Source organism: Allobosea sp., from assembly GCF_036675845.1.
Taxonomy (GTDB): Bacteria; Pseudomonadota; Alphaproteobacteria; order Rhizobiales; family Beijerinckiaceae; genus Allobosea.
On sequence record NZ_JAKFED010000033.1, the window covers coordinates 16,310 to 39,396 of the forward strand.

General features: G+C 67.9%; 23 protein-coding genes. 10 read left to right on the forward strand and 13 right to left on the reverse strand.

The window, feature by feature from the left end; translation table 11 throughout:
• The first annotated feature begins 24 nt into the window (after positions 1-24).
• From V6M56_RS02685 to V6M56_RS02695, 3 genes are all read left to right on the forward strand, one after another.
• Positions 25-789: a sulfite exporter TauE/SafE family protein gene (locus tag V6M56_RS02685; protein ID WP_332681034.1), complete on the forward strand. Its 765-nt coding sequence runs from the start codon at positions 25-27 to the stop codon at positions 787-789.
• A gap of 65 nt (positions 790-854) precedes the next feature.
• A complete protein-coding gene (locus V6M56_RS02690) occupies positions 855-1,352 on the forward strand; it encodes a GNAT family N-acetyltransferase (RefSeq protein WP_332681035.1) in 498 nt (165 codons plus the stop codon).
• Positions 1,349-2,191, forward strand: a complete 843-nt coding sequence (locus V6M56_RS02695; RefSeq protein WP_332681036.1) for a DMT family transporter — start codon at positions 1,349-1,351, stop codon at positions 2,189-2,191. The genes V6M56_RS02690 and V6M56_RS02695 overlap by 4 nt, the downstream gene beginning before the upstream one ends.
• 7 nt (positions 2,192-2,198) lie before the next feature.
• On the opposite strand, the gene V6M56_RS02700 is transcribed toward V6M56_RS02695, so the two are convergent.
• Both V6M56_RS02700 and V6M56_RS02705 read right to left on the reverse strand, forming a co-directional pair.
• The gene (locus V6M56_RS02700) at positions 2,199-2,576 is read right to left on the reverse strand and encodes a VOC family protein (RefSeq protein ID WP_332681037.1); all 378 of its coding nucleotides are present in this window, start codon (positions 2,574-2,576) and stop codon (positions 2,199-2,201) included.
• 42 nt (positions 2,577-2,618) lie between these two features.
• A complete protein-coding gene (locus V6M56_RS02705) occupies positions 2,619-3,119 on the reverse strand; it encodes a hypothetical protein (protein WP_332681038.1) in 501 nt (166 codons plus the stop codon).
• Positions 3,120-3,203: 84 nt separating this feature from the next.
• On the opposite strand from V6M56_RS02705, the gene V6M56_RS02710 reads away from it, so the two are divergent.
• Positions 3,204-4,055 (forward strand): AraC family transcriptional regulator, encoded by an 852-nt coding sequence (locus tag V6M56_RS02710; protein WP_332681039.1) that lies wholly within the window; start codon positions 3,204-3,206, stop codon positions 4,053-4,055.
• Between the two features lie 35 nt (positions 4,056-4,090).
• Here the strand turns inward: V6M56_RS02710 and V6M56_RS02715 are convergent, their stop codons facing one another.
• Together V6M56_RS02715 and V6M56_RS02720 are read right to left on the reverse strand one after the other, a co-directional pair.
• The gene (locus V6M56_RS02715; protein ID WP_332681040.1) at positions 4,091-4,576 is read right to left on the reverse strand and encodes a PaaI family thioesterase; all 486 of its coding nucleotides are present in this window, start codon (positions 4,574-4,576) and stop codon (positions 4,091-4,093) included.
• Positions 4,577-4,685: 109 nt separating this feature from the next.
• Positions 4,686-5,141 carry a MarR family winged helix-turn-helix transcriptional regulator gene (locus V6M56_RS02720; RefSeq protein ID WP_332681041.1) on the reverse strand — a complete coding sequence of 152 codons (456 nt, stop codon included), beginning with the start codon at positions 5,139-5,141 and terminating at the stop codon, positions 4,686-4,688.
• A 332-nt stretch (positions 5,142-5,473) separates the two neighbouring features.
• Between V6M56_RS02720 and groES the strand changes: the two genes are divergently transcribed.
• The 4 genes from groES (at position 5,474) to V6M56_RS02740 (ending at position 10,425) form a co-directional block, all read left to right on the forward strand.
• Positions 5,474-5,761 (forward strand): co-chaperone GroES, encoded by a 288-nt coding sequence (gene groES / locus V6M56_RS02725; protein WP_332681042.1) that lies wholly within the window; start codon positions 5,474-5,476, stop codon positions 5,759-5,761.
• 44 nt (positions 5,762-5,805) lie between these two features.
• Positions 5,806-7,443, forward strand: a complete 1,638-nt coding sequence (gene groL / locus V6M56_RS02730) for a chaperonin GroEL (protein WP_332681043.1) — start codon at positions 5,806-5,808, stop codon at positions 7,441-7,443.
• 261 nt (positions 7,444-7,704) lie between these two features.
• Positions 7,705-8,091: a DoxX family protein gene (locus V6M56_RS02735; protein ID WP_332681044.1), complete on the forward strand. Its 387-nt coding sequence runs from the start codon at positions 7,705-7,707 to the stop codon at positions 8,089-8,091.
• A 234-nt stretch (positions 8,092-8,325) separates the two neighbouring features.
• A complete protein-coding gene (locus V6M56_RS02740; protein ID WP_332681045.1) occupies positions 8,326-10,425 on the forward strand; it encodes an ABC transporter ATP-binding protein/permease in 2,100 nt (699 codons plus the stop codon).
• Between the two features lie 195 nt (positions 10,426-10,620).
• Here V6M56_RS02740 and V6M56_RS02745 read toward each other — a convergent pair whose 3' ends face one another.
• The 8 genes from V6M56_RS02745 to V6M56_RS02780 form a co-directional block, all read right to left on the reverse strand.
• Positions 10,621-11,094 (reverse strand): META domain-containing protein, encoded by a 474-nt coding sequence (locus V6M56_RS02745; protein ID WP_332681046.1) that lies wholly within the window; start codon positions 11,092-11,094, stop codon positions 10,621-10,623.
• Positions 11,095-11,389: 295 nt separating this feature from the next.
• A complete protein-coding gene (hisG, locus tag V6M56_RS02750) occupies positions 11,390-12,364 on the reverse strand; it encodes an ATP phosphoribosyltransferase (RefSeq protein WP_332681055.1) in 975 nt (324 codons plus the stop codon).
• Between the two features lie 65 nt (positions 12,365-12,429).
• Complete coding sequence (locus tag V6M56_RS02755; protein ID WP_332681047.1) at positions 12,430-13,542, reverse strand: ATP phosphoribosyltransferase regulatory subunit; 1,113 nt, start codon at positions 13,540-13,542, stop codon at positions 12,430-12,432.
• A gap of 150 nt (positions 13,543-13,692) precedes the next feature.
• Complete coding sequence (locus V6M56_RS02760; RefSeq protein ID WP_332681056.1) at positions 13,693-14,010, reverse strand: GIY-YIG nuclease family protein; 318 nt, start codon at positions 14,008-14,010, stop codon at positions 13,693-13,695.
• Positions 14,011-14,101: 91 nt separating this feature from the next.
• On the reverse strand, positions 14,102-15,628 hold the full coding sequence (hisS, locus tag V6M56_RS02765; protein WP_332681048.1) for a histidine--tRNA ligase: 1,527 nt from the start codon (positions 15,626-15,628) through the stop codon (positions 14,102-14,104).
• A gap of 219 nt (positions 15,629-15,847) precedes the next feature.
• Positions 15,848-17,218 carry a glycolate oxidase subunit GlcF gene (gene glcF / locus V6M56_RS02770; RefSeq protein ID WP_332681049.1) on the reverse strand — a complete coding sequence of 457 codons (1,371 nt, stop codon included), beginning with the start codon at positions 17,216-17,218 and terminating at the stop codon, positions 15,848-15,850.
• A gap of 190 nt (positions 17,219-17,408) precedes the next feature.
• Complete coding sequence (locus V6M56_RS02775) at positions 17,409-18,593, reverse strand: FAD-binding protein (RefSeq protein ID WP_332681050.1); 1,185 nt, start codon at positions 18,591-18,593, stop codon at positions 17,409-17,411.
• Positions 18,590-20,026: an FAD-linked oxidase C-terminal domain-containing protein gene (locus V6M56_RS02780; RefSeq protein WP_332681051.1), complete on the reverse strand. Its 1,437-nt coding sequence runs from the start codon at positions 20,024-20,026 to the stop codon at positions 18,590-18,592. Before V6M56_RS02780 ends, V6M56_RS02775 begins: the two co-directional genes overlap by 4 nt.
• Before the next feature lie 126 nt (positions 20,027-20,152).
• Between V6M56_RS02780 and V6M56_RS02785 the strand changes: the two genes are divergently transcribed.
• Together V6M56_RS02785 and V6M56_RS02790 are read left to right on the forward strand one after the other, a co-directional pair.
• Complete coding sequence (locus tag V6M56_RS02785) at positions 20,153-21,058, forward strand: LysR family transcriptional regulator (RefSeq protein WP_332681052.1); 906 nt, start codon at positions 20,153-20,155, stop codon at positions 21,056-21,058.
• A gap of 259 nt (positions 21,059-21,317) precedes the next feature.
• A complete protein-coding gene (locus tag V6M56_RS02790) occupies positions 21,318-22,247 on the forward strand; it encodes an SMP-30/gluconolactonase/LRE family protein (RefSeq protein ID WP_332681053.1) in 930 nt (309 codons plus the stop codon).
• A 3-nt stretch (positions 22,248-22,250) separates the two neighbouring features.
• Here the strand turns inward: V6M56_RS02790 and V6M56_RS02795 are convergent.
• Positions 22,251-23,087 (reverse strand): AbrB family transcriptional regulator (locus V6M56_RS02795; RefSeq protein ID WP_332681054.1); only part of this gene is annotated, 837 nt, incomplete at its 5' end.

Sequence of the window (23,087 nt, forward strand, 5' to 3'; positions counted from 1 at the left end):
TGGCGAGAAGGGCCACGAAGCCTGATGCCGGCCGATCCGCTGTTCTATCTGGTCGGCTGGGCGACGACGCTGCTCATCGCCATCGGCAAGGGTGCCTTCGGCGGCGGCCTCGCCATCCTCGGCGTGCCGCTGCTGGCCTTCGTCGTCGAGCCGCTCCAGGGCGCGATCATCGTCGCCCTGCTGGTCGCGGCCATGGATTTGTTCGCGATCCGCAGCTTCGGCGTCGCCAGTTGGTCGAAGCCGGACCTCGTCTGGCTCCTGCCCGGCCTCGCCGCGGGGATCGGCATCGGCTACGCTGTCTTCCTGATGGTCGATGCGCGGATCGTCACGCTGATCATCGGCCTGACCACGCTCGCCTTCACGGCGCACTGGTTCGCGCGCGGCAGGCTGGCGCCGCCCGGGAAGCTGCCGGTTTCTCCAGGGCTGGCATTGCTGGCCAGCACCGCCTCGGGCTTCACCACCTTCGTCGCCCATGCCGGCGGGCCGCCTATCGCGATGTACCTGCTGGCGCGCGGCCTCTCGAAGACAGCCTTCGTCGGCACCACCATCGCGATCTTCATGCTCGGCAACCTGCTGAAGCTGCCGCCCTATCTCTCGCTCGGGCTGAAGCAGCCGGAGCTTCTCTGGGGCGCGCTCGCCCTCGCTCCGGCGGCACCGCTCGGCGTCTGGCTCGGCCGCTGGCTGCATGACCGGCTCGACCAGAAGCGCCTGTTCTTCGCCTGCTACCTGCTGCTCGCGGCCGCGGCGCTGAAGCTGACCGCCGACGCGGCGCTGGCGCTGCTGCGATAGGAGCATGGCGGACGAGCGGGCGCGCCATCTTTGCAGCCGCCACGATTGACCTTAAGCGCACTGATATGAGCCTCCCGCCGCTACGCGACGCCATCGACGCCGATTCGGAACCGCTCGCCGCGCTCGTCGCCGCGAGCTTCGCCGAATATCCCGGCTGCTTCTTCGACTGGTCGGAGTTTCCGGAACTGCGCCAGCCGGCGAGCCATTTCGCCCGCAAGGGCGGCCGGCTCTGGGTCGCAGAGGGTGACGGCGGCCGCATCGTCGGCTCGATCGGGGTCGCGCCGGTGCCGGGGCAGGATGCCGTCGAACTGACCAAGGTCTATGTCGACCCGGCCCTTCGCGGCGCCGGGCTGGCGCAGGCGCTGTTTTCCCGCACGCTCGCTTTCGCGCAGGCCGGCGGCTATGGCGAAATGATGCTGTGGTCGGACAGCCGCTTTGCCCGCGGCCACCGCTTCTACGAGAAGCTCGGCTTCGTGCGCTGGCCCGGCGAGCGCTATCTCGCTGACATCTCGGCCACCTGGGAATACCATTTCCGCAAACCGCTCGCCGACGCCGAACCATGAGCTACGGCACGGCGCTGCGCGCCGCCCTCGGCATCGCCCTGCTGACGCTGATGGATGCGGTGGTGAAGGCGCAGATGCAGCAGCATCCGTTCATCGTGGCGCTGTTCATGCGCTTCGCAATGGGCGGGCTGTGCGCGCTCGTCGTTCTCGCGCTGGCGCGGCCGGCCTTCCCCAGCCGCGCCAGCCTGATCGGCAACACGATCCGGATCCCGGTGGTGGTGCTGACCGCCGGCAGCTTCTTCTACTCGCTTTCGGTGCTGCCGCTGGCGGAAACCCTGACCCTGTCCTTCCTGGCCCCGGTCTTCGTCGCGCTGCTCGGCGCGCTGATCCTGAAGGAGCGCCTCGACTCGCGCATCCTGCAGGCGCTTGGCTTCGGCGTCGCCGGCATGCTGGTGATGGTCTGGCCGCGCCTGCAGGGCGAGGTCTCGGGCGCCGGCCTTGGCGTCGCGGCCGCCCTGTTCTCGGCGGTGTCCTATGCCTTCAACCTGATCCTGCTGCGCAAGATCGCGCTGAAGGAACACCCCGCGATCATCGTGCTGTTCCAGACCGGCGGCCCGGCGCTCTGCCTCGCCATCCCGGTCTGGCCCCATTTCGTGCCGATGACCGGCCAGGATCTGCTGGCCTATCTCGTCGCCGGTATGCTCGGCGTCGGCGGCCATCTCGCGATCACCTCGGCCTTCGCCCGGGCGCCGGCGTCGCGCCTGGCGCCGATCGAATACACCGCGCTGATCTGGGCGAGCCTGCTCGGCTGGTTCGTCTTCGCCGAAGCGCCGCTGCTCACGACCTATGCCGGAGCCCTGCTGATCGTCGCCGGCGCCTTCGCCGTCAGCCGGCGCTAGCTCACGCCTAGGCCGGAGCGCCGCAATAGGCCTCGAGCCGGTAGCCGTCGGGATCGACGACGAAGGCGGCATAGTAGTTTGACCCGTAGTCTTCGCGCAGGCCGGGCGCACCATTGTCCGAGCCGCCTGCGCGCAACGCCGCCGCATGGAAGGCATCGACGCTGGCGCGTGTCGGCGCCGCGAAGCAGAAATGCAGGTTGGAGCCGGGGTTGGGCGGCACCGGCGCGGCAGCGACGCCGATCCAGAGCCCGACGGCGCCCTTGCCATAGCCGAGCGAGCTTTCGTCGTTGCTCAGGCAGCTCAGTCCGAGCGCACCCAGCGCCGCGTCATAGAAGCGCCGGGAGCGTGCGAGCTCGCGGACGCCGATCGAGATGTGGTCGAACATGCGGTCTCTCCATTTTTGCCTTGGTCGGATTTTGTGCCTTGGTCAGATCCTGCTGCGTTTCGCCCGGAAGTCGGCCTGGAGGCGCCAGCTGGCGCCGCCATCCTGCGAATGCTCGCCGAGCCAGCGGAAGCTGTCGCCGGCGATCTCGGTGAAGCGCCAGCGGACAGCGGCGCCATCGTCGAGCTTGCCGTCCTGGACGATGTCTCGGCCCTCGGCCCGGCCGAGCTGACGCGTGTAGTACTGCTTGAGCGGGTCGCTCCAGAGGATGTGCCAGGCATCGAGGCCGGGGTCGTAGATGCGCAGGGTGGTGCCGTGGAAGAAGCCCGGCAGGATCCAGACATCCTGGATGGCGCGCCCGCCCAGCACCCAGCCGAAGCTGATCGTCCCCTTCGCCTCGTGCCGCGTGCCGTCGTCGGCATGGATCACGGCGTCCATGGTCCAGTCGCCGACGAGCCAGCCATAGAGGCCCATGCGGTCGGCATGTTCAGGGTCGGGGCCATTGGCGAGGAGGGCATCGGCGAGGCCGCTTGTGGATGCTGTCATGATCGGGCTCCCATTGGGGCAAGTTGGCGCCAGCTAGGGCGCTCGGCCCGCGCCGCGCTTGGGAAAAACTGCTAAACTTCCGGCATGACCACGAGTTCGCATCTCCTTGCTTCCGGCCCCGGCTGGCATGTGCGCGACATCGCCTGCACGGCCGGCCCGGCCGACCCGGCCTATGAGGAGCAGCATGCGCATTGCTGCATCGCGATCGTCCGCAGCGGCTCGTTCCAGTACCGCTCGCGGCAAGGTGGCGCAGTGCTGGCGCCCGGTGCCATCCTGCTCGGCAACCAGGGCGCCTGCTTCGAATGCGGCCATGAGCACGCGACGGGCGACCGCTGCCTCTCCTTCCAGTTCGAGCCCGGCCATCTGGAACGCATCGTCGCCGGTGTGCCCGGCGCCCGCCGGACCGAGTTCGCGCAGGCGCATCTGCCGCCCTCGCCGGCACTCGCCGGGCTCGTCGCCGCGGCCGAGGCGGCGGACGGGGACGCCGGCGCGCTCGAGGAGATCGCGACGCGGCTCGCCGGCGCCGTGGCCATCCAGCTGGCGGAGAAGAAGCTCGCCGCGACCACGCCGAGCGCCCGCGACGCCAGGCGGATCAGCGCCGCGCTGCGCTGGATCGAGGCGCATTGCGACGAGCCGCTGATGCTGTCGGACATCGCCCGCGAGGCCGCGATGAGCCCCTATCATTTCCTGCGCAGCTTCCGGGCGCTGATCGGGACGACGCCGCACCAGTATCTGCTGCGCACACGGCTGCATCGCGCCGCGGTCGCGCTGCGCCGCAGCGACCTGCCGGTCGCCGGCATCGCCTTCGATTGCGGCTTCGGCGATCTTTCGACCTTCAACCGCCGCTTCAGGCGGGTGATGGGGGCAAGCCCGACGGCCTATCGCTCGGGCAACGGGCGCCCGGCTTCGCCGCCGGGCCTCGCCCGGCCGGGATAGATCAGGGCCGGGGCGATGCTCTCTTCTGCGGCCGGTCAGCGGCCCGCTGCCGCCTTGCCCGAGAAGATCATGCAGGTCTCGGTGCCATGCGCCAGCAATCGGCCGCTGGCATCAACCAGGCGCCCCTCGCTGGTCGCGATCGTACCGCCGCGATGGATCAGCCTGCCCTCGCAGCGGACATCGCCGTTCCCGGGCATCACCGGGCGCACATAGTTGAGCTTCATCTCCAGCGTCGTGTAGCCCTCGCCGATCTTCAGCGTCGAATGCGCGGCGCAGGCCATGGCGGAATCGAGGATCGTCGCGGTCCAGCCGCCATGGATGGTGCCGAGCGGGTTGAAGAAGCGCGGCGAGGGCCTGCCGACGAAGACCACCCTGCCCTCCTCGACCTCGGCGAGATCGAAGTCCATCGCATCGGCGAAGGGCGCGCCGGGATGGCGGCCCTCCATCAACCCGCGCAGGAAGGAAACGCCGTCCTCCGCGAGCAGGACATCGCGGCTGACGACACCGATGGTGCGGGACATGATGGTGGGCCTCGATGCTAATTCGTGTAGATACACGATAAGAGGCGGAGCGAGAAACCGTCAAGCGCCGCTCCGGGCTTGTCCCGGCGGGACCGCCCGCTTCCGCTGCTTACGTCGTCTGCCGGGCGGCGCGCCGGATCGCCTTCAGCCCGTCACGCGTCTCGCCCCAGCGCTCGGCGCCGAGCCCGGCTTCGATCCGGTCCTGCACCGCACGCCAATAGGGGATCGCCGCCTCGATCGCGGCGCGGCCCTTCTCGGTCACGGTATAGACCAGCGCCCGGCCCTTGCAGTCGACCGGCTCGATCAGCTGCTCGGCGGCCAGCAATTGCAGATTGCGGGTCAGCGAGGTGCGCTCCAGCGCAAAACGCTCGGCAAGCTCCGTCACCGAGCGCCAGGCGCCGGTGCTCAGAGCGGAGAGCAGCACGAACTGGGTGATCTTGAGCCCGCTCGGCCGCATCGCCTCGTCATAGGCGCGGGTGACGGCGCGGGCCGTCATGCGGACATGCAGGACGACGCAGGAACGGGCGATCTCGTCGAGGCGCGGGTCGAGGGTGGGCGTCGTCATCTCGGCAGGATAGAGCATTGCGCCAGAAAGTGGGAACCGGTTTTTCGCCGGCACAGATGCCATAAACTTATAGAATCGATCAGGTTTTTCGCATCCGGACGCCTTCTTCCGGATGCGGCATGACCGCGCGTTCCCGCCGGGGGCCGCGGCGGGCTCCACGCCTGCCGGGCGCGTTCACCTTTCGCGGCGATGCTTCCTTGACTCATGCCGGGGGCGAGCCTATCTCCGCGGCGTCGGTTAGCACTCACGCTGAGAGACTGCTAACAGGCGCCAGTCACGGGCCAGCCCAGCGCGCGCCCCGCCCAGAATATGACCGAGAGGAAGACAGAACCATGAAGTTCCGTCCGCTGCATGACCGCGTTGTGGTCCGTCGCCTTGATGGCGAAGAGAAGACCAAGGGTGGCATCATCATCCCCGACACCGCCAAGGAGAAGCCCCAAGAGGGCGAGGTCGTGTCCGTGGGCCCCGGCAATCGCGACGAAGACGGCAAGCTGATGAAGCTCGACGTCAAGGCCGGCGACCGCGTGCTGTTCGGCAAGTGGTCCGGCACCGAGGTCAAGATCGACGGCCAGGATCTCCTGATCATGAAGGAATCCGACATCATGGGCGTCATCGGCTGAAGCCTGAGACCGCCTGCCCCGTCATTTCATAAGGAGTAGCTCTCATGGCTGCCAAAGACGTCAAGTTCTCCACCGATGCCCGCGACCGCATGCTGCGCGGCGTCGAAATCCTGAACAACGCCGTCAAGGTCACGCTCGGTCCGAAGGGCCGCAACGTCGTGATCGACAAGTCGTTCGGCGCCCCGCGCATCACCAAGGACGGCGTCACCGTCGCCAAGGAGATCGAGCTCGCCGACAAGTTCGAGAACATGGGCGCCCAGATGGTGCGCGAAGTGGCCTCGAAGCAGAACGACGCCGCCGGCGACGGCACCACGACCGCCACCGTTCTCGCCGCCGCCATCATGCGCGAAGGCCTGAAGTCGGTTGCGGCCGGCATGAACCCGATGGACCTGAAGCGCGGCATCGACCTGGCCGTCGAGGCCATCGTCACCGACCTGCAGAAGAACTCGAAGAAGGTCACCTCGAACGCGGAAGTCGCGCAGGTCGGCACGATCTCGGCCAATGGCGACGTGTCGGTCGGCAAGATGATCGCGACCGCGATGCAGAAGGTCGGCAACGAGGGTGTCATCACCGTCGAGGAAGCCAAGACCGCCGAGACCGAGCTCGACGTCGTCGAGGGCATGCAGTTCGACCGTGGCTATCTCTCGCCCTACTTCATCACCAATGCCGAGAAGATGGTCGCCGAGCTCGAGGACCCCTACATCCTCGTCTTCGAGAAGAAGCTGTCGTCGCTGCAGGCGATGCTGCCGATCCTCGAGGCCGTCGTGCAGACCGGCAAGCCGCTCCTGATCATCGCCGAGGACGTCGAGGGCGAGGCCCTGGCCACGCTCGTCGTCAACAAGCTCCGTGGCGGCCTCAAGGTCGCGGCCGTCAAGGCGCCGGGCTTCGGTGACCGCCGCAAGGCCATGCTCGAGGACATCTCGATCCTGACCGCCGGCCAGCTGATCTCGGAAGACCTCGGCATCAAGCTCGAGACCGTGACGCTCAACATGCTCGGCCGCGCCAAGAAGGTGCGCATCGAGAAGGAGAACACCACGATCATCGACGGCGCCGGCAAGAAGAAGGACATCGAAGGCCGCGTTTCGCAGATCAAGGCGCAGATCGAGGAGACCTCCTCGGACTACGACCGCGAGAAGCTCCAGGAGCGCCTGGCCAAGCTCGCCGGCGGCGTCGCGGTCATCCGCGTCGGCGGCGCGACCGAGGTCGAGGTCAAGGAGAAGAAGGACCGCGTCGACGATGCCCTGAACGCGACCCGCGCTGCGGTCGAAGAAGGCATCCTGCCGGGCGGCGGCGTCGCCCTCCTGCGCGCCCTGTCGACCGTCAAGTCGATCAAGACCCAGAACGACGACCAGAAGACCGGCGTCGAGATCGTCCGCCGCGCCATCATGGCGCCGGCCAAGCAGATCGTCGACAACGCCGGCGATGACGGCGCGGTCGTGGTCGGCAAGCTGCTCGAGTCGAAGGACTACGCCTACGGCTACAACGCCCAGACCGGCGAGTATGGCGACCTGGTCAAGGCCGGCATCATCGACCCGACCAAGGTCGTGCGCACGGCGATCCAGGATGCGGCTTCGATCGCCGGCCTGCTGATCACCACCGAGGCGATGATCGCCGAGTCGCCGAAGAAGGACTCGCCGATGCCCCCGATGGGCGGCGGCGGCATGGGCGGCATGGACTTCTGAGGAAGTCCAGACGCCCGGGGTCTCAAGTGCCGAAACCGGGCAAGCCCGGTTTCGGTGGCGGCATGGACTTCTGAGGAAGTCCGAGCCCTCAAGCTCGATACTGCGGAGGCCCGGCGCAAGCCGGGCCTTTTTTCATCGCCGCCCCTCCGCGCTTTGCACAGGCGCGGGCGCGGCCGGGCTTGCATCGACTTTGGTTGTCGGCCTTAGATCGGCGGCAGGTGCGGCATCCTGCCACGCCCCGACCCTTGCCGAGGCCACGCCATGCTGAACAACCCAGCGCTCTCCGACGCCGCCAAGCTCGTCGGCCGCATCCTGCTCGTCCTGATGTTCGTGACGAGTGGCTGGTCCAAGATCTCGGGCTATGCCGGCACGCAAGCATACATGGCCTCGGCCGGCGTCCCGGGCATCCTGCTGCCGCTGGTGATCCTCGTCGAGCTGATCGGCGGGCTGATGATCGTCGTCGGCTTCAAGACGCGGCTGGTCGCGCTCGCCTTGTTCTTCTTCACCATCGCCGCTGCGGTGCTGTTCCATCTGAACTGGGCGCAGCCGATGCAATACCTGCAGTTCATGAAGAACCTCTCGATCGCCGGCGGCTTCCTCGTGCTCTTCGCGGCCGGTGCCGGCGCCTATTCGGTCGACAAGGATTGAACAGGCCCCGAAGAGGTGCGGCTCAGCTTCGCCGCGCGAACAGGCTCGAGGGCATCGCGCCGGCGGCAGTCCTGACCGTTCGGCCGCTTCCGGCCAAAAGGAAGGCGAGCCGCATCACAAATCGGAGAAAAAACGGAGCCCGGCCTTGAGCCGGGCTTTTTTGTCTGCACGGCTGATCTACAACATGCCTTCCAAGCTGGCGCCTTCCGGCGCCGATTCCCCAAGGACTCCTTCATGCGCCTGTTGAGTTTCGCTGTCGCCGGGCTCGCCCTGATCGCGCTCATCGTCGGACAGCAAAGCGGCAGTGCCGGCATGCTCGGCCTCGGCGTCGTGGGCGTGCTGCTGGCGCTCTCGACCTGGCGCGCCGACGGGATCAGCTTCTTCCTGAAGATCTTCTCCGGCATCTTCGGCACCGAATACGTCATCTTCGGCCTCGGCGCCGTCCTCGCCCAAATCGGCTGGTGGCCGGAGGCCTGGCAGGCTGCCGCGCTGCCGGCGAGCCTCGGAACCACCGTCGCGGTGTTCGGCATCCTGATCTACCTGATCTCCTTCGTGCCGGTGGTGCGGCGCATCGCCGACCTCGCCTCGCCCTATTTCCAGGCGCAGGAACCGAGCACCGCCAATTTCGGACCGTTCGGCAGCTACCGGATCAAGCTCGGCCACTTCGCCGTCGCGGCCGTGGTCTTCCTGATCGTGCTCAATCAGGCACAGGTCGGCATCTCGCTGCGCATCAACTTCTTCTACCGCGATTTCTACAACGCCCTGCAGGAGAAGAACGCCGAGGCCTTCTGGTACCAGCTGATCAACGTCTTCTCCGTCTGGGCGGCGATCTCGGTGATCAGCGTGCTGATCGAGACGGTGGCCAATTCGGTGCTGCTGATCCGCTGGCGCGAATGGATGGCGGCCGAATACAACCGGCGCTGGCTGCAGAACGGCAACCATTACCGCATCTCGCTCGCCGGCACCGCCGACAACCCCGACCAGCGCATCTCCGAGGACACGCGCGCCTTCCTGAACCAGACCTACGCCTTCTCGCTCACCCTGATCACCCAGGTCTCGACGCTGGTCTCGTTCTCGATCGTGCTGTGGTCGATCCCGGTCGCGATCACCGTGCCGGGCACCGACCTCGTCATTCCGGGCTTCATCTTCTGGGCGACGCTGATCTATGCGGCGATCGCGACCTGGATCACGCATCTGATCGGCAAGCCGCTGATCGCGCTCGAATTCGAGCAGGAGCGGCGCGAGGCGAACTTCCGCTTCTCGCTGGCGCGCCTGCGCGAATATTCCGAGCAGATCGCCCTGATGCGCGGCGAGACCGCCGAGCGGCGCCATCTCGGCGAGACTTTCGGCGGGATCGTCGAGAACTTCTACCATCTGCTCTGGCGCAAGCTGAAGCTGACGACCTTCACCCTGTCCTACAACCAGGCCAATGTCGTCATCCCCTTCCTGCTGCTGGCGCCCTATTACTTCGCCGGCGCCATCGCCTTCGGCGTGCTGACCCAGGTCTCGTCGGCCTTCGGCCGGGTCGAGACCGCGATGTCCTTCTTCATCAACAGCTACCAGTCGATCGCCTCCTATCTCGCCTCGATCAACCGCCTCACCACCTTCGAGACCGCGATCGCCCAGGCCGAGGCGCAGGCTGCGGGAACCGCCGGAGCCAATATCGAGATCGACGAGCAGCCGGGCCCCGACGCCCGGATCGAGGACCTGACCCTGAACCTGCCCGATGGCGCGCCGATCGTGACGGTTCCGGAGCTGACCCTGCCGGCCGGCCGGGCGACCCTGGTGGTCGGACCTTCGGGCTCGGGCAAGTCGACCCTGTTCCGCGCGGTGTCGGGCATCTGGCCGTTCGGCAAGGGCCGTGTCGCGACCCCGGCCGACACCCGCATGCTCCTCCTGCCGCAGCGGCCCTATCTGCCGCAGGGAAGCTTACGCGCCGCGATCGCCTACCCGGCCGAGCCCGACGCCTTCGCCGATGCCGACATCCGGGCCGTGATGGAGAAGGTCAAGCTCGGCCATCTCGCCGAGCGGCTCGACGATGTCGATCTCTGGGGCCAGCGGCTCTCGGGCGGCGAGCAGCAGCGGCTGGCGGTGGCGCGCGCGCTGCTGGCCAAGCCGGACTGGCTCTTCCTCGACGAGGCGACCGCCTCGCTCGACGAGAAGCTCGAGGGCGAGATCTACGCGATGATCCGGCGTGAGCTGCCGCAGACCAGCGTGGTCTCGATCGGCCATCGCTCGACGCTGCGCGAGATGCACGAGGAGTTGGTCACGATGGAGAGGAACGCCGACGGAACCCACAGCCCGCGGGCAAAGGCGATGGAGCCGGCGGGCTGATCCGACTGCACCGCGAGGTTCCGCACGTCATGCTCGCCCTTGTGGCGAGCATCCACATCTTGAACACCGCACTGCCCGAACGAAGACGTGGATGGTCGGGACAAGCCCGACCATGACGAGAAGCGGGCGGCGGTCAGGATTCCGGGCTATGGCCCTGCCGCCAACGCAAGAGGGATGGTAGGGCGCCGCGCTAGCTCAAATGCCGCGGTCGAAGCGGATCTCGCCGTTCCCGGTCTTGAGCACCAGCCGCCCTTCGACCAGGTCCCATTGCCGGACGGTGCGCAGCGCCAGCAGGAAGCTGCGCTCGAAATCCATCACGCCCTTGTCGCAGGCGCGCTTGGTCACCGCAACGGGGCCGACGGCAAAGCCCTGCTGGCGCAGCGGGTAGGCCGAAGCGGAGAAGGTGTTGCAGCCGGCAAAGCCGGTGCCGCGCAGATTGGAATCGACCTTCAGCGTGATGCGCCGGTCATTGATCGGCTTGCCGTTGAACTGGATCGCCGTCCAGGAGGCATCGAGCGGAAAGTTCTTCTCCTGCTTGGGCGGCGGCGCAGCCTGCCCCTCCTGCGGAACCTGCGAGGGCCGCTGGCGACCCTGGGCGAAAGCGTCGCCCGCCAGAGCCGGCAACAGGGAAAAGGCGATGGCGGCCGCAAGGCCGAGGCGCGACTGCATGCTCAACTGGTCCAGACCCCGGATTGGAAATAGCGCAACGGGCAAAGGTTAATTCCAATTGTCACCACTGCACCGAGAGAGCGGCGAAACGCAAGCCTCGATCGCTCTTTAAGGCACAGTCTGCGGCAGCAAAACGCAACTCCGCCGCAAATCGACAGCGCCGGCGCATCCGCTGCCCTCCCAGCCGCGTAGCGTGAGAATGCGTCGGGATTCCGGCGCAGGCGCGCGGCCGATGCCCCCCAGAGGCCGCGACGGACGGAAGGCCGCCTCCCGGTGGGGGGCGGCCTCTCAGTCTTCAGATCCGGGCCTGGAGCCGCTCGATCAGCGGGTTGGTGCGGCGGAAGACATAGTCGAGCGCCCGCACGGTGATGTCGTCGGCCCCGGCGCGGGTCAGTTCCTCGACCAGCGGGAACACCGCCTTCGCCGGGCAATGCAGGGTCACCACCCCGTCCTCGCCGCCGGCGCCGAAAGGCAGGCGGGCGCCGAGGCGCTGGGCGATCTCACTGAGCCGCTGCGGCGAGACGGCATGCAGCACGGCGCGGACCTCGCGCAGCGAGCGCGCCTCCTCCTCGGCGGCGATGCGCCCCAGGATGGCGGCCGCGGCAGCCCGCGCCCGCTCGTTCCAGGGCGCCCGCACGGAGGCGACGAGATTGGCTTCCGATGCCAGGATCACGCCGTCGTCCAGCACCTTCAGGGCGTTGGCGGCCAGCGTCGAGCCCGTTGTGGTGATGTCGACGACGATCTCGGCGGTGCCGGCGGCCGGCGCGCCCTCGGTCGCGCCCAGGCTCTCGACGATGCGATAATCGGCGAGGCCGTGGCTGGCGAAGAAGCGGCGCGTCAGGTTGACGTATTTGGTGGCGACCCGGAGCTTGTTGCCGGTGCGGGCGCGCATGCTGGCGGCGACGTCGTCGAGATCGGCCATGCCGCGCACGTCGATCCAGGCCTGCGGCACGGCGACGACGACATTGGCGCTGCCGAAGCCGAGCGGCGTCAGCAGCTCGACCGCGGCATCGGCGTCGGGAACCTGCTCGCGCACCAGATCCTCGCCGGTGATGCCGAGATGGACGGCGCCCGAGGCAAGCTGCGCCACGATCTCGGAAGCCGAGAGAAAGGCGACCTCGGCCCCGTCCAGGCCGGCGATCTGCGCCCGGTACTCGCGCGAGCCGCGCGCCTGCACGAAGGAGAGCCCGGCGCGGCCGAAAAAGGCGGTGGCGTTCTCCTGCAACCGGCCCTTGGAGGGCACGGCCAGGACAAGCGGGGCGTCGTTCAAGGCGTTCTCCACCGCGCTTATGTCGGGCTTTCCCGCTCCGCTCATGCCGGATTTTCCCGCTCCGCTCATGCCGCTTCTCCCGCCAGCCGGTCGAGCCAGAGCGAGGCGCCGACGGCGGCGACCGGGCCGGGCGCGCCGAGGCGCTGCAGCACGCCGTCATAGCGGCCGCCGCCGGCGATCGGCTTCAGGTCCGGCCTGGCCGGATCGTGCAGCTCGAAGATGAAGCCGGTGTAGTAGTCGAGATTTCGCGCGAAGGCGGCGGAGAAGCCGATATTGCCGACATCGACGCCGCGCGCCGCCAGGAAGCCGGTGCGCTCGTCGAAAGCGTCGAGCGCGGCGGCAAGATCGAGTCCGGCTTCGCCGGCGAGGGCGCGCAGGGCGGCCGAAGCGGTGTCGGGATCGCCGCCGACCGCGAGCGCCCGACTGAGGACCGTACCGGACTCGCCGCTGACCGGGTTCTCCCGCTCGGCGGCGCGCGCCAGGAAGCGCTCGGCGATGTCGCCGGCCGAGCGGCCGCCGACGGTCGAGATGCCGGCGATGGCGAGCACGTCCTCGACGAAGGCGCGGGCGGCCTTGGGGTCCTGCCCTTCCAGCGCCTTGAGCAGGCCGGCATGCGTCGCTTCGGTCTCGGCCGCCGGCGGCTCCAGCGCGGCGACGGCATCAGTGCCCTTGCCCTGCGCGACCGCGCGCATCAGCCGGCGGCGGGCCGCCTGCGGAACGCAGAGCCCGTCGAGCAGCGCCGTCAGCAGCGAAACATCGCCCATCAGCAGGCGCGGCTTCGCCAGCCCGAGCGCGGCGGCGGCCTCGACCGTCAGCGCCATGATCTCGGCATCGGCAGCGGCGAAATCCGGCCGGCCGAAGGATTCAAGCCCGGCCTGGGCGAACTCGTTCGGCTCGTTGGCACGCATCCGGAAGACCGGGCCGGCATAGGCATAGGAAGCCGGCTCGGACGAGCGCGCCGCGATATGGGCGAGCGCGACGGGGATGGTGTATTCCGGCCGCAGGCACCATTCCTGGCCGTCGGCATCCTGCGTCAGGAAGATGCGGCGGCGGATATCCTCGCCGGAAAGGTCGAGGAAAGGCTCGGCCGGCTGCAGGATCGCCGGCTCGGCGCGGGCATAGCCCTCGCGCTCGAACAGCGCGATCACGGTGTCGATGCTGGCGCGGGTCGCGGTCACGGCATTGGTCCTGTTGCGGCGCCGTCCTAGCAGGGGCGCGCCGGATTTTCGACGATTTTCAGGGAACTGGGTTAGCGGGAATCGGCCAGCCGTCATGCTCGGGCTTGACCCGAGCATCTCTTGCAGGAGATTCCCGGCTCTCCGCGGAGTTTATCCTTGGGCCAACCAAAGGTCGGACCCGAGGGCTCCGGCCGGGAATGGCGTCGGGTGGATTTCGTCGAACAGATCACGCCAGTCCGGATTGCTCTTCTCGATCAGCTCTATTTTCCAACCGCGATCCCAGCGCTTCAAGCTCGTCTCTCGCTGAATTGCGAGATCGATATGATCGTGCATTTCGAACCAGGCCAGCTTGTCGAGATTGTAGCGCGCCGTGAAGCTCCTGCCTTGAAGGAGCTTGTGCTCGGAAACACGGCGAACGAGGTCGGCGGTCACGCCGAGATACAATGTGCCGCGCGGCTTGTTCGTCATGATGTAGACGAACGACGGCTCGAGGTTCACACGTCATTCCCGGCCGGAGCGAAGCGGAGAGCCGGGAATCTCTGGTCCAGAGATGCTCGGGTCAAGCCCGAGCATGACGCCCTATGACCCGCTTCACGCCCTCGACCAGCTCGCTCGCCGACACGGCGAACTGCGCCTGCGCCTGCCTTTCCTTGTGCTCGGCCGAATCCTTGACCTCGCGGCCGGCGGCGGCGAGCTCGGCGCCGAGGATCAGGTCCTTGATCACCACCGTGCCGGCCTCGCGCTCCGACGAGCCCTGGATGACCGCGCAGACGGCGCCGCGCCGGTCGGCATATTTCATCTGGGCGTTGAAGCCGGAGGAACCGAGATAGAGATCGGCGCGCAGCAGCGGCTTGCCCTTCTCGTCGCGGGCCTGCCGGAGCTGCGAAACGAAAGCCTGATAGGCCGGCATGAACTCCGGCGACTTGTTGTCCATGGCGGTGACGACGACGAGCGGCAGCTCGGCCTTGGTGTCGACGATCGGCGACTTAACCGCCTTGAGCGCCGAATAGAGCCGAGAGACACCGATCGAGAAGCCGGTCGCCGGCACAGCTTCAGGCCGGAAGCGGCCGACCAGCCCGTCATAGCGCCCGCCACCCGCGACCGAACCGAAGCGCACGATCTGGCCCTGCTCGTTGGGAACCTCGAAGGTCAGTTCGACCTCGTAGACCGGGCCGGTATAATATTCGAGGCCGCGGACGACGGAGGGGTCAACAATAATCTGATCGCTATACCCAGCCGCAATCACCATTCGAGCGATCACGTCCAACTCTTGGAAGCCTTGCTCGGTGATAGGAGAGTTGCCCGCAACCTCCTTAATGACATCGAGCGCCGCAGCAGTGTCGCTGGAAGAATTGAGCAATCTCAAAATCGGATCGGACTGATAGGCGCTAAGACCCGCACCTTTCGTGAAATCGCCGCTCTGATCCATCCGACCATTGCCAAGAAGTTCTCTAACGCCTTCAATTCCAACCTTGTCGAATTTGTCGATGGCGCGCAGCACCGTCAGCCGGCGGCCGGCATTCTCGTCACCGCCGAGGCCGATCGCCTCCATCACGCCGTCGAGCACTTTTCGGTTGTTGACCTTGACGACATAGTCGCCGCGCTTGATGCCCAGCGCCTCCATCGTATCGGCGGCGAGCATGCAGATCTCGGCATCGGCCGCGACCGTGCCGGAGCCGACGATATCGGCGTCGAACTGCATGAACTGGCGAAAACGCCCCGGGCCCGGCTTCTCGTTGCGGAAGACATAGCCGGCGCGGTAGCTGCGATAGGGCTTTGGCAGCGCGTCGAAATTCTCGGCGACATAGCGGGCGAGCGGCGCCGTCAAATCGTAGCGCAGCGAGAGCCATTGCTCGTCATCGTCCTGGAAGGAGAAGACGCCCTCGTTCGGCCGGTCCTGGTCCGGCAGGAATTTTCCGAGCGCATCGGTGTATTCAATGAGCGGCGTCTCGACCGGGTCGAAGCCGTAAAGCGAAAAGCTCTCGCGGATGACGGACAGCATGCGCTCGGTGGCGGCGACATCGGCCGGGCCGCGGTCGACGAAACCGCGCGGCTGGCGGGCTTTCAGCTTGCTGGGGGCGGACATGGGCGGCTTTCACTCGGAAACGGGGTTGGCGCCGGGTTAGCCCGCGCAGCCGCGAGGGGCAAGGCACAGCACGTCATTCTCGGGCGGAGCCCTCGAGTCCGACCGTCGGTCGGCCCAAGGATAAACTCCGCGCAGACCCGAGAATCTCGTGACAAGAAGGCGTTATCGGCGCTTCATCCGGCCTGAGATGCTCGGGCCTGGCCCGAGCATGACGCGCACTCACTCCGCCGCGACGAGCGTCTCCGTGGCCGGTGCCTCCCCGATCCCGGCCTTCGCGAGCTTCTGCGGCATCGGCCCGCCGGTCGCCCAGTCGAGCAGTTCGGCGGTGTGGACGACCGGCGTCGCCGCCCCCCTGTCGGCAAAGCCCTTCGCGAGCTGCGTCATGCAGCCGATATTGCCGGTGGCGACGAGATCGGGCTTGGTGCGGCCGATATTGCCGATCTTGCGCTCGCGCAGCTGCCCGGCGATCTCCGGCTGGAGGATGTTGTAGACGCCGGCCGAGCCGCAGCAGATATGGCCCTCCGGCACCTCCTTGACGCGGAAGCCGGCGCGCGCCAGCAGGCGCTTCGGCCCGTCCTTCAACTGCTGGCCATGCTGCATCGAGCAGGCCGAGTGATAGGCGACCGTCAGGTCGAAACCGCGCACCGGGGCGATCTCGAGCGTCTCGACGAATTCGGTGATGTCCTTGGCCAGCCCGGCGACCCGCGCCGCCTTCTCCGCATAGGCCGGCTCGCCCCGGAACATGAAGCCGTAATCCTTGATCGTGGTGCCGCAGCCCGAGGCGGTGATCAGGATGGCATCCAGCCCCTCGCCCTCGATCTCTGCCATCCAGGCATCGATATTGACGCGGGCAAAGGCGAGCGCGTCATGCTCGCGGCCCATATGATGGACGAGCGCGCCGCAGCAGCCCTCGCCCTTGGGCAGCACGACCTCGACGCCATGGCGGGTCAGGAGCCGGATCGTCGCCTCGTTGATGCCGGGGTCGAGCACCGGCTGGGCGCAGCCGGAGAGGATGGCGACGCGCTTGCTGCGCTCGCCGCTGGCCGGGAAGCTCTGCGGCCCTTCCATCGCCGAGCGATTGGGCAGGCGCCAGGGCGCCAGCGCCAGCATTGCCTGCAAGGGCGCGCCGAGCCGCGGCAGGGCACCGAGCGCCCTAGCGAAGGGCTTGCCGAGACGCGCCGCCAGCATGGCGAGGCGGAAGCGGTCGGGATAGGGCAGGACCGCCCCGAGCAGGCGCCTGAGCGCCCGCTCATGCCAGGGGCGCTCATAGGTTTCCTCGATATGGGCGCGGGCATGGTCGACCAGGTGCATGTAGTGCACGCCCGAGGGGCAGGTCGTCATGCAGGACAGGCAGGAGAGGCAGCGGTCGATATGCTTGACCACCTCCGCCGTCGCCGGCCGCTCGTTCTCGAGCATGTCCTTGATCTGGTAGATGCGCCCGCGCGGCGAATCGAGCTCGTCGCCGAGCAGCAGATAGGTCGGGCAGGTCGCCGTGCAGAAGCCGCAATGCACGCAGCTGCGCAGGATCTTCTCCGAGACCGGCAGGCGCGGATCGGAGGCGAGATGAGCGGCGGTGAAATTGGTCTGCATGACTTAAGCCCGGAAACGCGACACGAAGCCCTCCCCCCTTGTGGGGGAGGGTTGGGAGGGGGGTATCGAGGGGGCATGGCATTCGGCGGCAGGCTGGTCGCAGATCGAGGGTGGCATACCCCCCTCTCCAGCTCTCCCCCACAAGGGGGGAGAGGGTGCATCGCGCCTCGCCGCCATGTCGCGCACCATCTCAAATCCCCGCATACATCTTCCCCGGCTCGAAGATGCCCTCCGGATCGAAGCTCTTCTTGATGCCGGCCGTCAGCCGCATCAGCGGCTCGGCCAGCGGCTCGAAGACCGCGACCGCCGCCCGCACCGCGTCCGGCGCCCTGACCAGCGTGGCATGGCCGCGCAGCGGCCGAAGCGCGGCGCGGATCGCAGCCGCGCCGGCATCGCCCGCCGCCGGAACCGCGAGCCAGACCAGCCCGCCGCCCCAGTCATGATACCAGCGCGCACCGGAAACCGCGCGGGCGATGGACGCCGTCGCCTTCGGGCCCTTCGTCGGCGCCAGCGACAGCCGCCAGACCGCCTCATTGCTGCCGGCGAAGAAGCTGGCGTCGCGGACCTCGCGCCAGAGCGCCTCGGAAGCCGCCTCCTCGATCAGCTCCGGCCGGCCATGCGGCTTCAGCAGCCGGGCGAGCTCGGCGGCGCGATAGTCGATCGAGGCCGAGAAATTCTCGAGCCGCAGCAGCGTCCGCGCCCCCTCCCCGCCAATCCCGGCCGGGAGATGCGCCGCGGCACCAGGCTCGAAGGGCGAGCCGAGCGCCGCGCAAAGCAGCGCCACCGCCGCCTCGTCGGCGAGGCCGGGCCAGCTCAACGTCACGACCCGCTCCGGCCGCGGCAGGACCCGGAAGGTGACCTCGGTCAGGAAGCCGAGCGTGCCCTGGCTGCCAGCGACGAGCTTGACCAGGTCGAGCCCGGTGACGTTCTTCATCACCCGCCCGCCCGACTTGATCGCCTCGCCGCGGCCATTGATCATCCGGATGCCGATCAGGGAATCGCGCGCCGCCCCGGCGGTGACCCGGCGCGGGCCGGAGATGTTGCCGGCGGCAACGGCGCCGATGGTCGGCTCGCCAATGGTGCCCAGCAGCGCGCGATGGTCCATCGGCTCGAAGGGCAGCATCTGGCCGCGCTCGGCCAGGGTCTGCTCGATCAGCTTCAGCGGCGTGCCGGCCCTGGCGCCGATCACCATCTCGGCCGGCTCGTAGAGGGTGATGCCGGAAAGCCCGGCGCTGGAGAGCGTGCTGACCACCTGGATCGGGCGGCCGATCAGGGAACGCGTGCCGCCGCCCTGGATGCTGAGCGGGGTTTTTGTGGCGATGACGGAAGCGACGACCGCGCAGGCCTGGGCTTCGGTGGTCGGAGTATGGATCACGCCGCGATCCTGCCTTCGAGCGGGAACACCTTGGCGGGATTGAGCAGCCAGCGACCGTCGAACACCGCCCTCACCCGCATCTGCTGGTGCAGATCGGCCTGGTTGAACTGTACCGTCATCAGATCGCGCTTCTCGATGCCGACGCCATGCTCGCCGGTCAGGCAGCCGCCGACCTCGACGCAGAGCTTGAGGATGTCCATGCCGGCATCCTCGGCCTTCTGCGCCTCGACCGGGTCGTTGCAGTTGTAGAGGATCAGCGGGTGGAGATTGCCGTCGCCGGCGTGGAAGACATTGGCGACGCGCAGGCCATAGCCCTTGATGATCTCGTCCATCCGCTTCAGCACGAAGGGCAGTTGCCCGGTCGGGATGGTGCCGTCCATGCAGATGTAATCGGCGATGCGGCCGGTGGCGCCGAAGGCCGATTTGCGGCCCTTCCAGATCGCCGCCGTCTCCATGGCCGACTTGCTCTCCTTCACCGTCTTGACGCCGTGCTCGCGGGCGATGGTCACGATGCGGGCAAGCTGGGCGTCCATCTCGGCTTCCGAGCCCTCGACCTCGATGATCAGCAATGCCTCGACATCCATCGGGTAGCCGGCATGGGCAAAAGCCTCGCAGATCTCGATCGCCGGCTTGTCCATGAACTCCATCGCCACCGGGATGATGCCGGCGCCGATGATGGCGGCGACGGCAGCTCCCGCCTGCTCGCTGCTCGGGAAGCCGAACAGCACCGGTCGCGCGCCTTCCGTCGCCCGCAGGATGCGGACCGTCGCCTCGGTGACGATGCCGAGCTGCCCTTCCGAGCCGACGATCAGGCCGAGCAGATCGTAGCCCGGCGAATCGAGGTGACTGCCGCCAATTTCAACAATACTGCCGTCGAGCAAGACGAGCGTGACGCCGAGCACATTATTGGTGGTGACGCCGTATTTCAGGCAATGGGCGCCGCCGGAATTCATGCCGATATTGCCGCCGATCGAGCAGGCGAGCTGCGAGGACGGGTCCGGCGCGTAGAAAAAGCCGTCGGCCGAGACCTCCGCCGTGACGGCGAGGTTGGTGACGCCGGCCTGTACCCTGGCGACGCGATTGGCGTAGTCGATCTCGAGGATGCGGTTCATCTTCGAGACGCCGATCACCACGGCATCCTCCTGCGGGATCGCGCCGCCGGCGAGCGAGGTTCCGGCGCCGCGCGGCACGACCGGGACGCCCTGCTCGCCGCAATAGCGCAGCACGGCGGCGACCTCCTGCGTCGTCGAGGGCAGCACCACGGCGAGCGGCATGCGGCGATAGGCGGTGAGCGCATCGGTCTCATAGGGCCGGCGCTCGTCCTCCGAGACGATCAGCGCCTCGGGCGCGACGAGCCGGGCGAGGCCGGCGAGAATCGTCTCGCGACGGGCGAGGATCTCGGCATCCGGCTCCGGGAACGCGATGGCACTCATGGTCGATCCTTCGGCTGCAAGCCTGCCCGCGCGAGCCTGCCGGCTACGACTCTAGAACAATTCTCCGGTTGTTGCAGCGAGAGTAACGTGCATGATTATTTCCGAAACGGAAAAAATGGAGGCCGCATGGATCGGTTCGGCGACCTCGACGTCTTCGCCCGGGTCGTGACCGCCAAGAGCATGTCGGCGGCCGGGCGCGAGCTCAATCTGTCGCCGGCGGTGATCTCGAAGCGGATCCGGCGGCTGGAGGAGCGGCTCGGCGTGCGCCTGCTGCAGCGGACCACCCGCCAGCTCTCGCTGACCGAGGCCGGCCAGGGCTTCTATGAGCGCGTCGTCGCCATCCTCGGCTCGATCGAGGAGGCCGAATCCTGGGTGGCGAGCGGAACCGGCCAGGCGCGCGGCACGCTGCGCGTTTCCGCCCCGACCTCGTTCGGCCGCCTGCACATCGCGCCGCATCTCAAGCCCTTCCTCGACGCCAACCCGCTGGTCAATGTCGACCTGATCCTGACCGACGCCTTCGTCGACATCATCGGCGAGGGCTTCGATCTCGCGGTGCGGATCGCCGATCTGCGCGATTCGAGCCTGGTGGCGCGACGGCTGGCGCCGAACCATCGCATCCTCTGCGCCACGCCGGCCTATCTTGCCGCCCATGGCATGCCGGCTGCGATCGAGGATCTCTCGAACCATACGCTGATCGCCCACAACGCCGACCAGTGGCGGCTCGACGGGCCGGAGGGGCCGGTCTCGGTGCGGGTCACGGGGCAGTTGCGGACCAATTCCAGCGAGGTGGTGCGCGAGGCGCTGCTGGCCGGCGTCGGCATCGCCCTGCGCTCGACCTGGGATGTCGGGCCCGAACTGAAATCGGGCGCGCTCGCCCGGGTGCTGCCGGACTATTCGGTCGGCAAGCGCGTCGCGGTCTATGCGGTCTATCCGAGCCGCCGGCATATGGAGCAGAAGGTCAGGGTCTTCGTCGATTATCTGGCGGAGCTCTACGGCGCGACGCCGTATTGGGATGCGGGGCTGGAGTTGTAGGTTCGAGCAGAGACCGCGACGGAGAACCCCTCTCCTGAAAGGAGAGGGGCAGGGGTGAGGTGTTCGGGAGGGACATCGTTGGCCTGAACCCGACCGCGCGGCGGGCGCTCGCGGCACTGGTCGCAGGGCCTACACCTCACCCTGCCCTCTCCTTCCAGGAGAGGGTTCCCCGCGCCGCTCGCATCCCAGGTCCACACAGACACGAGTTGTGAAAGCGCTCGTTATTTCCGATCTTGCCGCCGCGGCAGGGAGGACAAGCATGACATTCGGCTTCATCGAAGGGTTTCGCGTCGAGGTCTACGACCTGCGCTTCAACAGGATCGTGCCCGCCTCGGCCCGGATGGAGCGGCTGTGGACCGGCGCGCGCTGGACGGAGGGGCCGGCCTGGTTTCCGGCCCACAACACGGTGGTCTGGTCGGACATCCCGAACGACCGGATGATGCGCTATGACGCCCTGTCCGGCCAGGTCGGCGTCTTCCGCCAGCCGGCGCGGAACTCGAACGGCAATACCGTCGACCGCCAGGGCCGGCTCGTCACCTGCGAGCATGGCGGCCGGCAGGTGACGCGCACCGAGCATGATGGCTCGATCACCGTGCTCGCCAGCCACTATCAGGGCAAGCGCCTGAACTCCCCCAACGACGTGGTGGTCAAGTCGGACGGCTCGATCTGGTTCACCGATCCCGATTACGGCATCCTCAGCGATTACGAAGGCGATAAGGCCGAGAGCGAGATCGGGCGCTGCAATGTCTACCGGATCGACCCGCAGAACGGCGCGCTGACCATCGTCGCCGACGATTTCGTCAAGCCGAACGGGCTCGCCTTCTCCCCCGACGAGAGCGAACTCTACATCGCCGACACCGGCGCCAGCCATGATCCCGAACACGGGCCGCGCCATATCCGCAAGCTCGCGGTGACCGGCGACGGTACGAAGCTCGGCGCCTCATCGGTCTTCGCCACCTCGACGGCGGGGCTGTTCGACGGCTTCCGCTTCGACGTCACCGGGCGGCTCTGGACCAGCGCCGCCGACGGCATCCACATCTTCCACCTTGACGGCACGCTGGTCGGCAAGGTGCTGATGCCGGAGATCGTCGCCAATCTCTGCTTCGGCGGGCCGAAGCGGAACCGGCTGTTCATCTGCGGCACGACCTCGCTGTATTCGCTGATGACCCACACCAATGGCGCGGCCTGAGCTTCAGGCGTCCGGCGGCGGCTTCTCCGGCTTCAGCCAGCCGACGATGAGGGGCATGGCGAGGCCGAGCAGCATGAAGCGCGCGAGATGGTGCGCGCCGACATAGAGCGGGTCTAGCCCCATGGCGAAGGCGAGCATCGCCATCGCCTCGAGCCCGCCGGGCGCGAAGGCCGCCATGGCGCTGGCATAGGGCACGCCGGCGAGCCAGGCCGCCGGCCAGGCGAAGGCGAAGGCGACGACCATCGAGACTGCGAAGCCGCCGATCGCCAGCGGGAACAGCGCAGCGATCTCGTTGCGCTTCAGGTTCGAGACGCGCCCGCCCATGGCGGCGCCGAGCATCACCATCACCGCCACAGCGATCTCGGGCGGCAGCGTGCCATGGACTACGCCGCTGCCATGCAGGACCGCGCTCGCCAGAGTGGCCCCCAGGATATAGGGCGCCGTGACGCCGAGCCGCTCGAAGACCAGCCCCGTGGCAAGGGCGCAGCCGAGCACCAGCACCATGTCGCCGAGGCTGATGACCTGCAGCAGCGGCGGCACACCGCCCGCGCTGCCGCCGCTCAGCTTCATGATGCTCGGCAGGACCGCGACCAGGACCAGGATGCGGAAGAGCTGGATCGCGGCGATCCGGCCGATATTGGCGCCCTTGTCCTGCGCCACCGCGATCACGGCCGAAAGCGCGCCGGGCGCCGCGGCGAGCAGCGAGTCGATCCAGGACCAGCGCGCGACGAAGCGCAGATAGGCTCCGGTCGCCAGCATGATCGCGGCGAGTGCGATGACCAGAACGAACAGCGAGCCCGGATAGCGCGCCGTCGCGGCCAGCGCCTCCGGCGTGGCGGA

Excerpts from the sequence above, each read along its gene's own strand:
- V6M56_RS02685 (WP_332681034.1), top strand. The coding sequence starts at position 25 with ATGCCGGCCGATCCGCTGTTCTATCTGGTCGGCTGGGCGACGACGCTG.
- V6M56_RS02690 (WP_332681035.1), top strand. The coding sequence starts at position 855 with ATGAGCCTCCCGCCGCTACGCGACGCCATCGACGCCGATTCGGAACCG.
- V6M56_RS02695 (WP_332681036.1), top strand. The coding sequence starts at position 1,349 with ATGAGCTACGGCACGGCGCTGCGCGCCGCCCTCGGCATCGCCCTGCTG.
- V6M56_RS02700 (WP_332681037.1), bottom strand. The coding sequence starts at position 2,576 with ATGTTCGACCACATCTCGATCGGCGTCCGCGAGCTCGCACGCTCCCGG.
- V6M56_RS02705 (WP_332681038.1), bottom strand. The coding sequence starts at position 3,119 with ATGACAGCATCCACAAGCGGCCTCGCCGATGCCCTCCTCGCCAATGGC.
- V6M56_RS02710 (WP_332681039.1), top strand. The coding sequence starts at position 3,204 with ATGACCACGAGTTCGCATCTCCTTGCTTCCGGCCCCGGCTGGCATGTG.
- V6M56_RS02715 (WP_332681040.1), bottom strand. The coding sequence starts at position 4,576 with ATGTCCCGCACCATCGGTGTCGTCAGCCGCGATGTCCTGCTCGCGGAG.
- V6M56_RS02720 (WP_332681041.1), bottom strand. The coding sequence starts at position 5,141 with ATGACGACGCCCACCCTCGACCCGCGCCTCGACGAGATCGCCCGTTCC.
- groES (WP_332681042.1), top strand. The coding sequence starts at position 5,474 with ATGAAGTTCCGTCCGCTGCATGACCGCGTTGTGGTCCGTCGCCTTGAT.
- groL (WP_332681043.1), top strand. The coding sequence starts at position 5,806 with ATGGCTGCCAAAGACGTCAAGTTCTCCACCGATGCCCGCGACCGCATG.
- V6M56_RS02735 (WP_332681044.1), top strand. The coding sequence starts at position 7,705 with ATGCTGAACAACCCAGCGCTCTCCGACGCCGCCAAGCTCGTCGGCCGC.
- V6M56_RS02740 (WP_332681045.1), top strand. The coding sequence starts at position 8,326 with ATGCGCCTGTTGAGTTTCGCTGTCGCCGGGCTCGCCCTGATCGCGCTC.
- V6M56_RS02745 (WP_332681046.1), bottom strand. The coding sequence starts at position 11,094 with ATGCAGTCGCGCCTCGGCCTTGCGGCCGCCATCGCCTTTTCCCTGTTG.
- V6M56_RS02760 (WP_332681056.1), bottom strand. The coding sequence starts at position 14,010 with ATGACGAACAAGCCGCGCGGCACATTGTATCTCGGCGTGACCGCCGAC.
- hisS (WP_332681048.1), bottom strand. The coding sequence starts at position 15,628 with ATGTCCGCCCCCAGCAAGCTGAAAGCCCGCCAGCCGCGCGGTTTCGTC.
- glcF (WP_332681049.1), bottom strand. The coding sequence starts at position 17,218 with ATGCAGACCAATTTCACCGCCGCTCATCTCGCCTCCGATCCGCGCCTG.
- V6M56_RS02780 (WP_332681051.1), bottom strand. The coding sequence starts at position 20,026 with ATGAGTGCCATCGCGTTCCCGGAGCCGGATGCCGAGATCCTCGCCCGT.
- V6M56_RS02785 (WP_332681052.1), top strand. The coding sequence starts at position 20,153 with ATGGATCGGTTCGGCGACCTCGACGTCTTCGCCCGGGTCGTGACCGCC.
- V6M56_RS02790 (WP_332681053.1), top strand. The coding sequence starts at position 21,318 with ATGACATTCGGCTTCATCGAAGGGTTTCGCGTCGAGGTCTACGACCTG.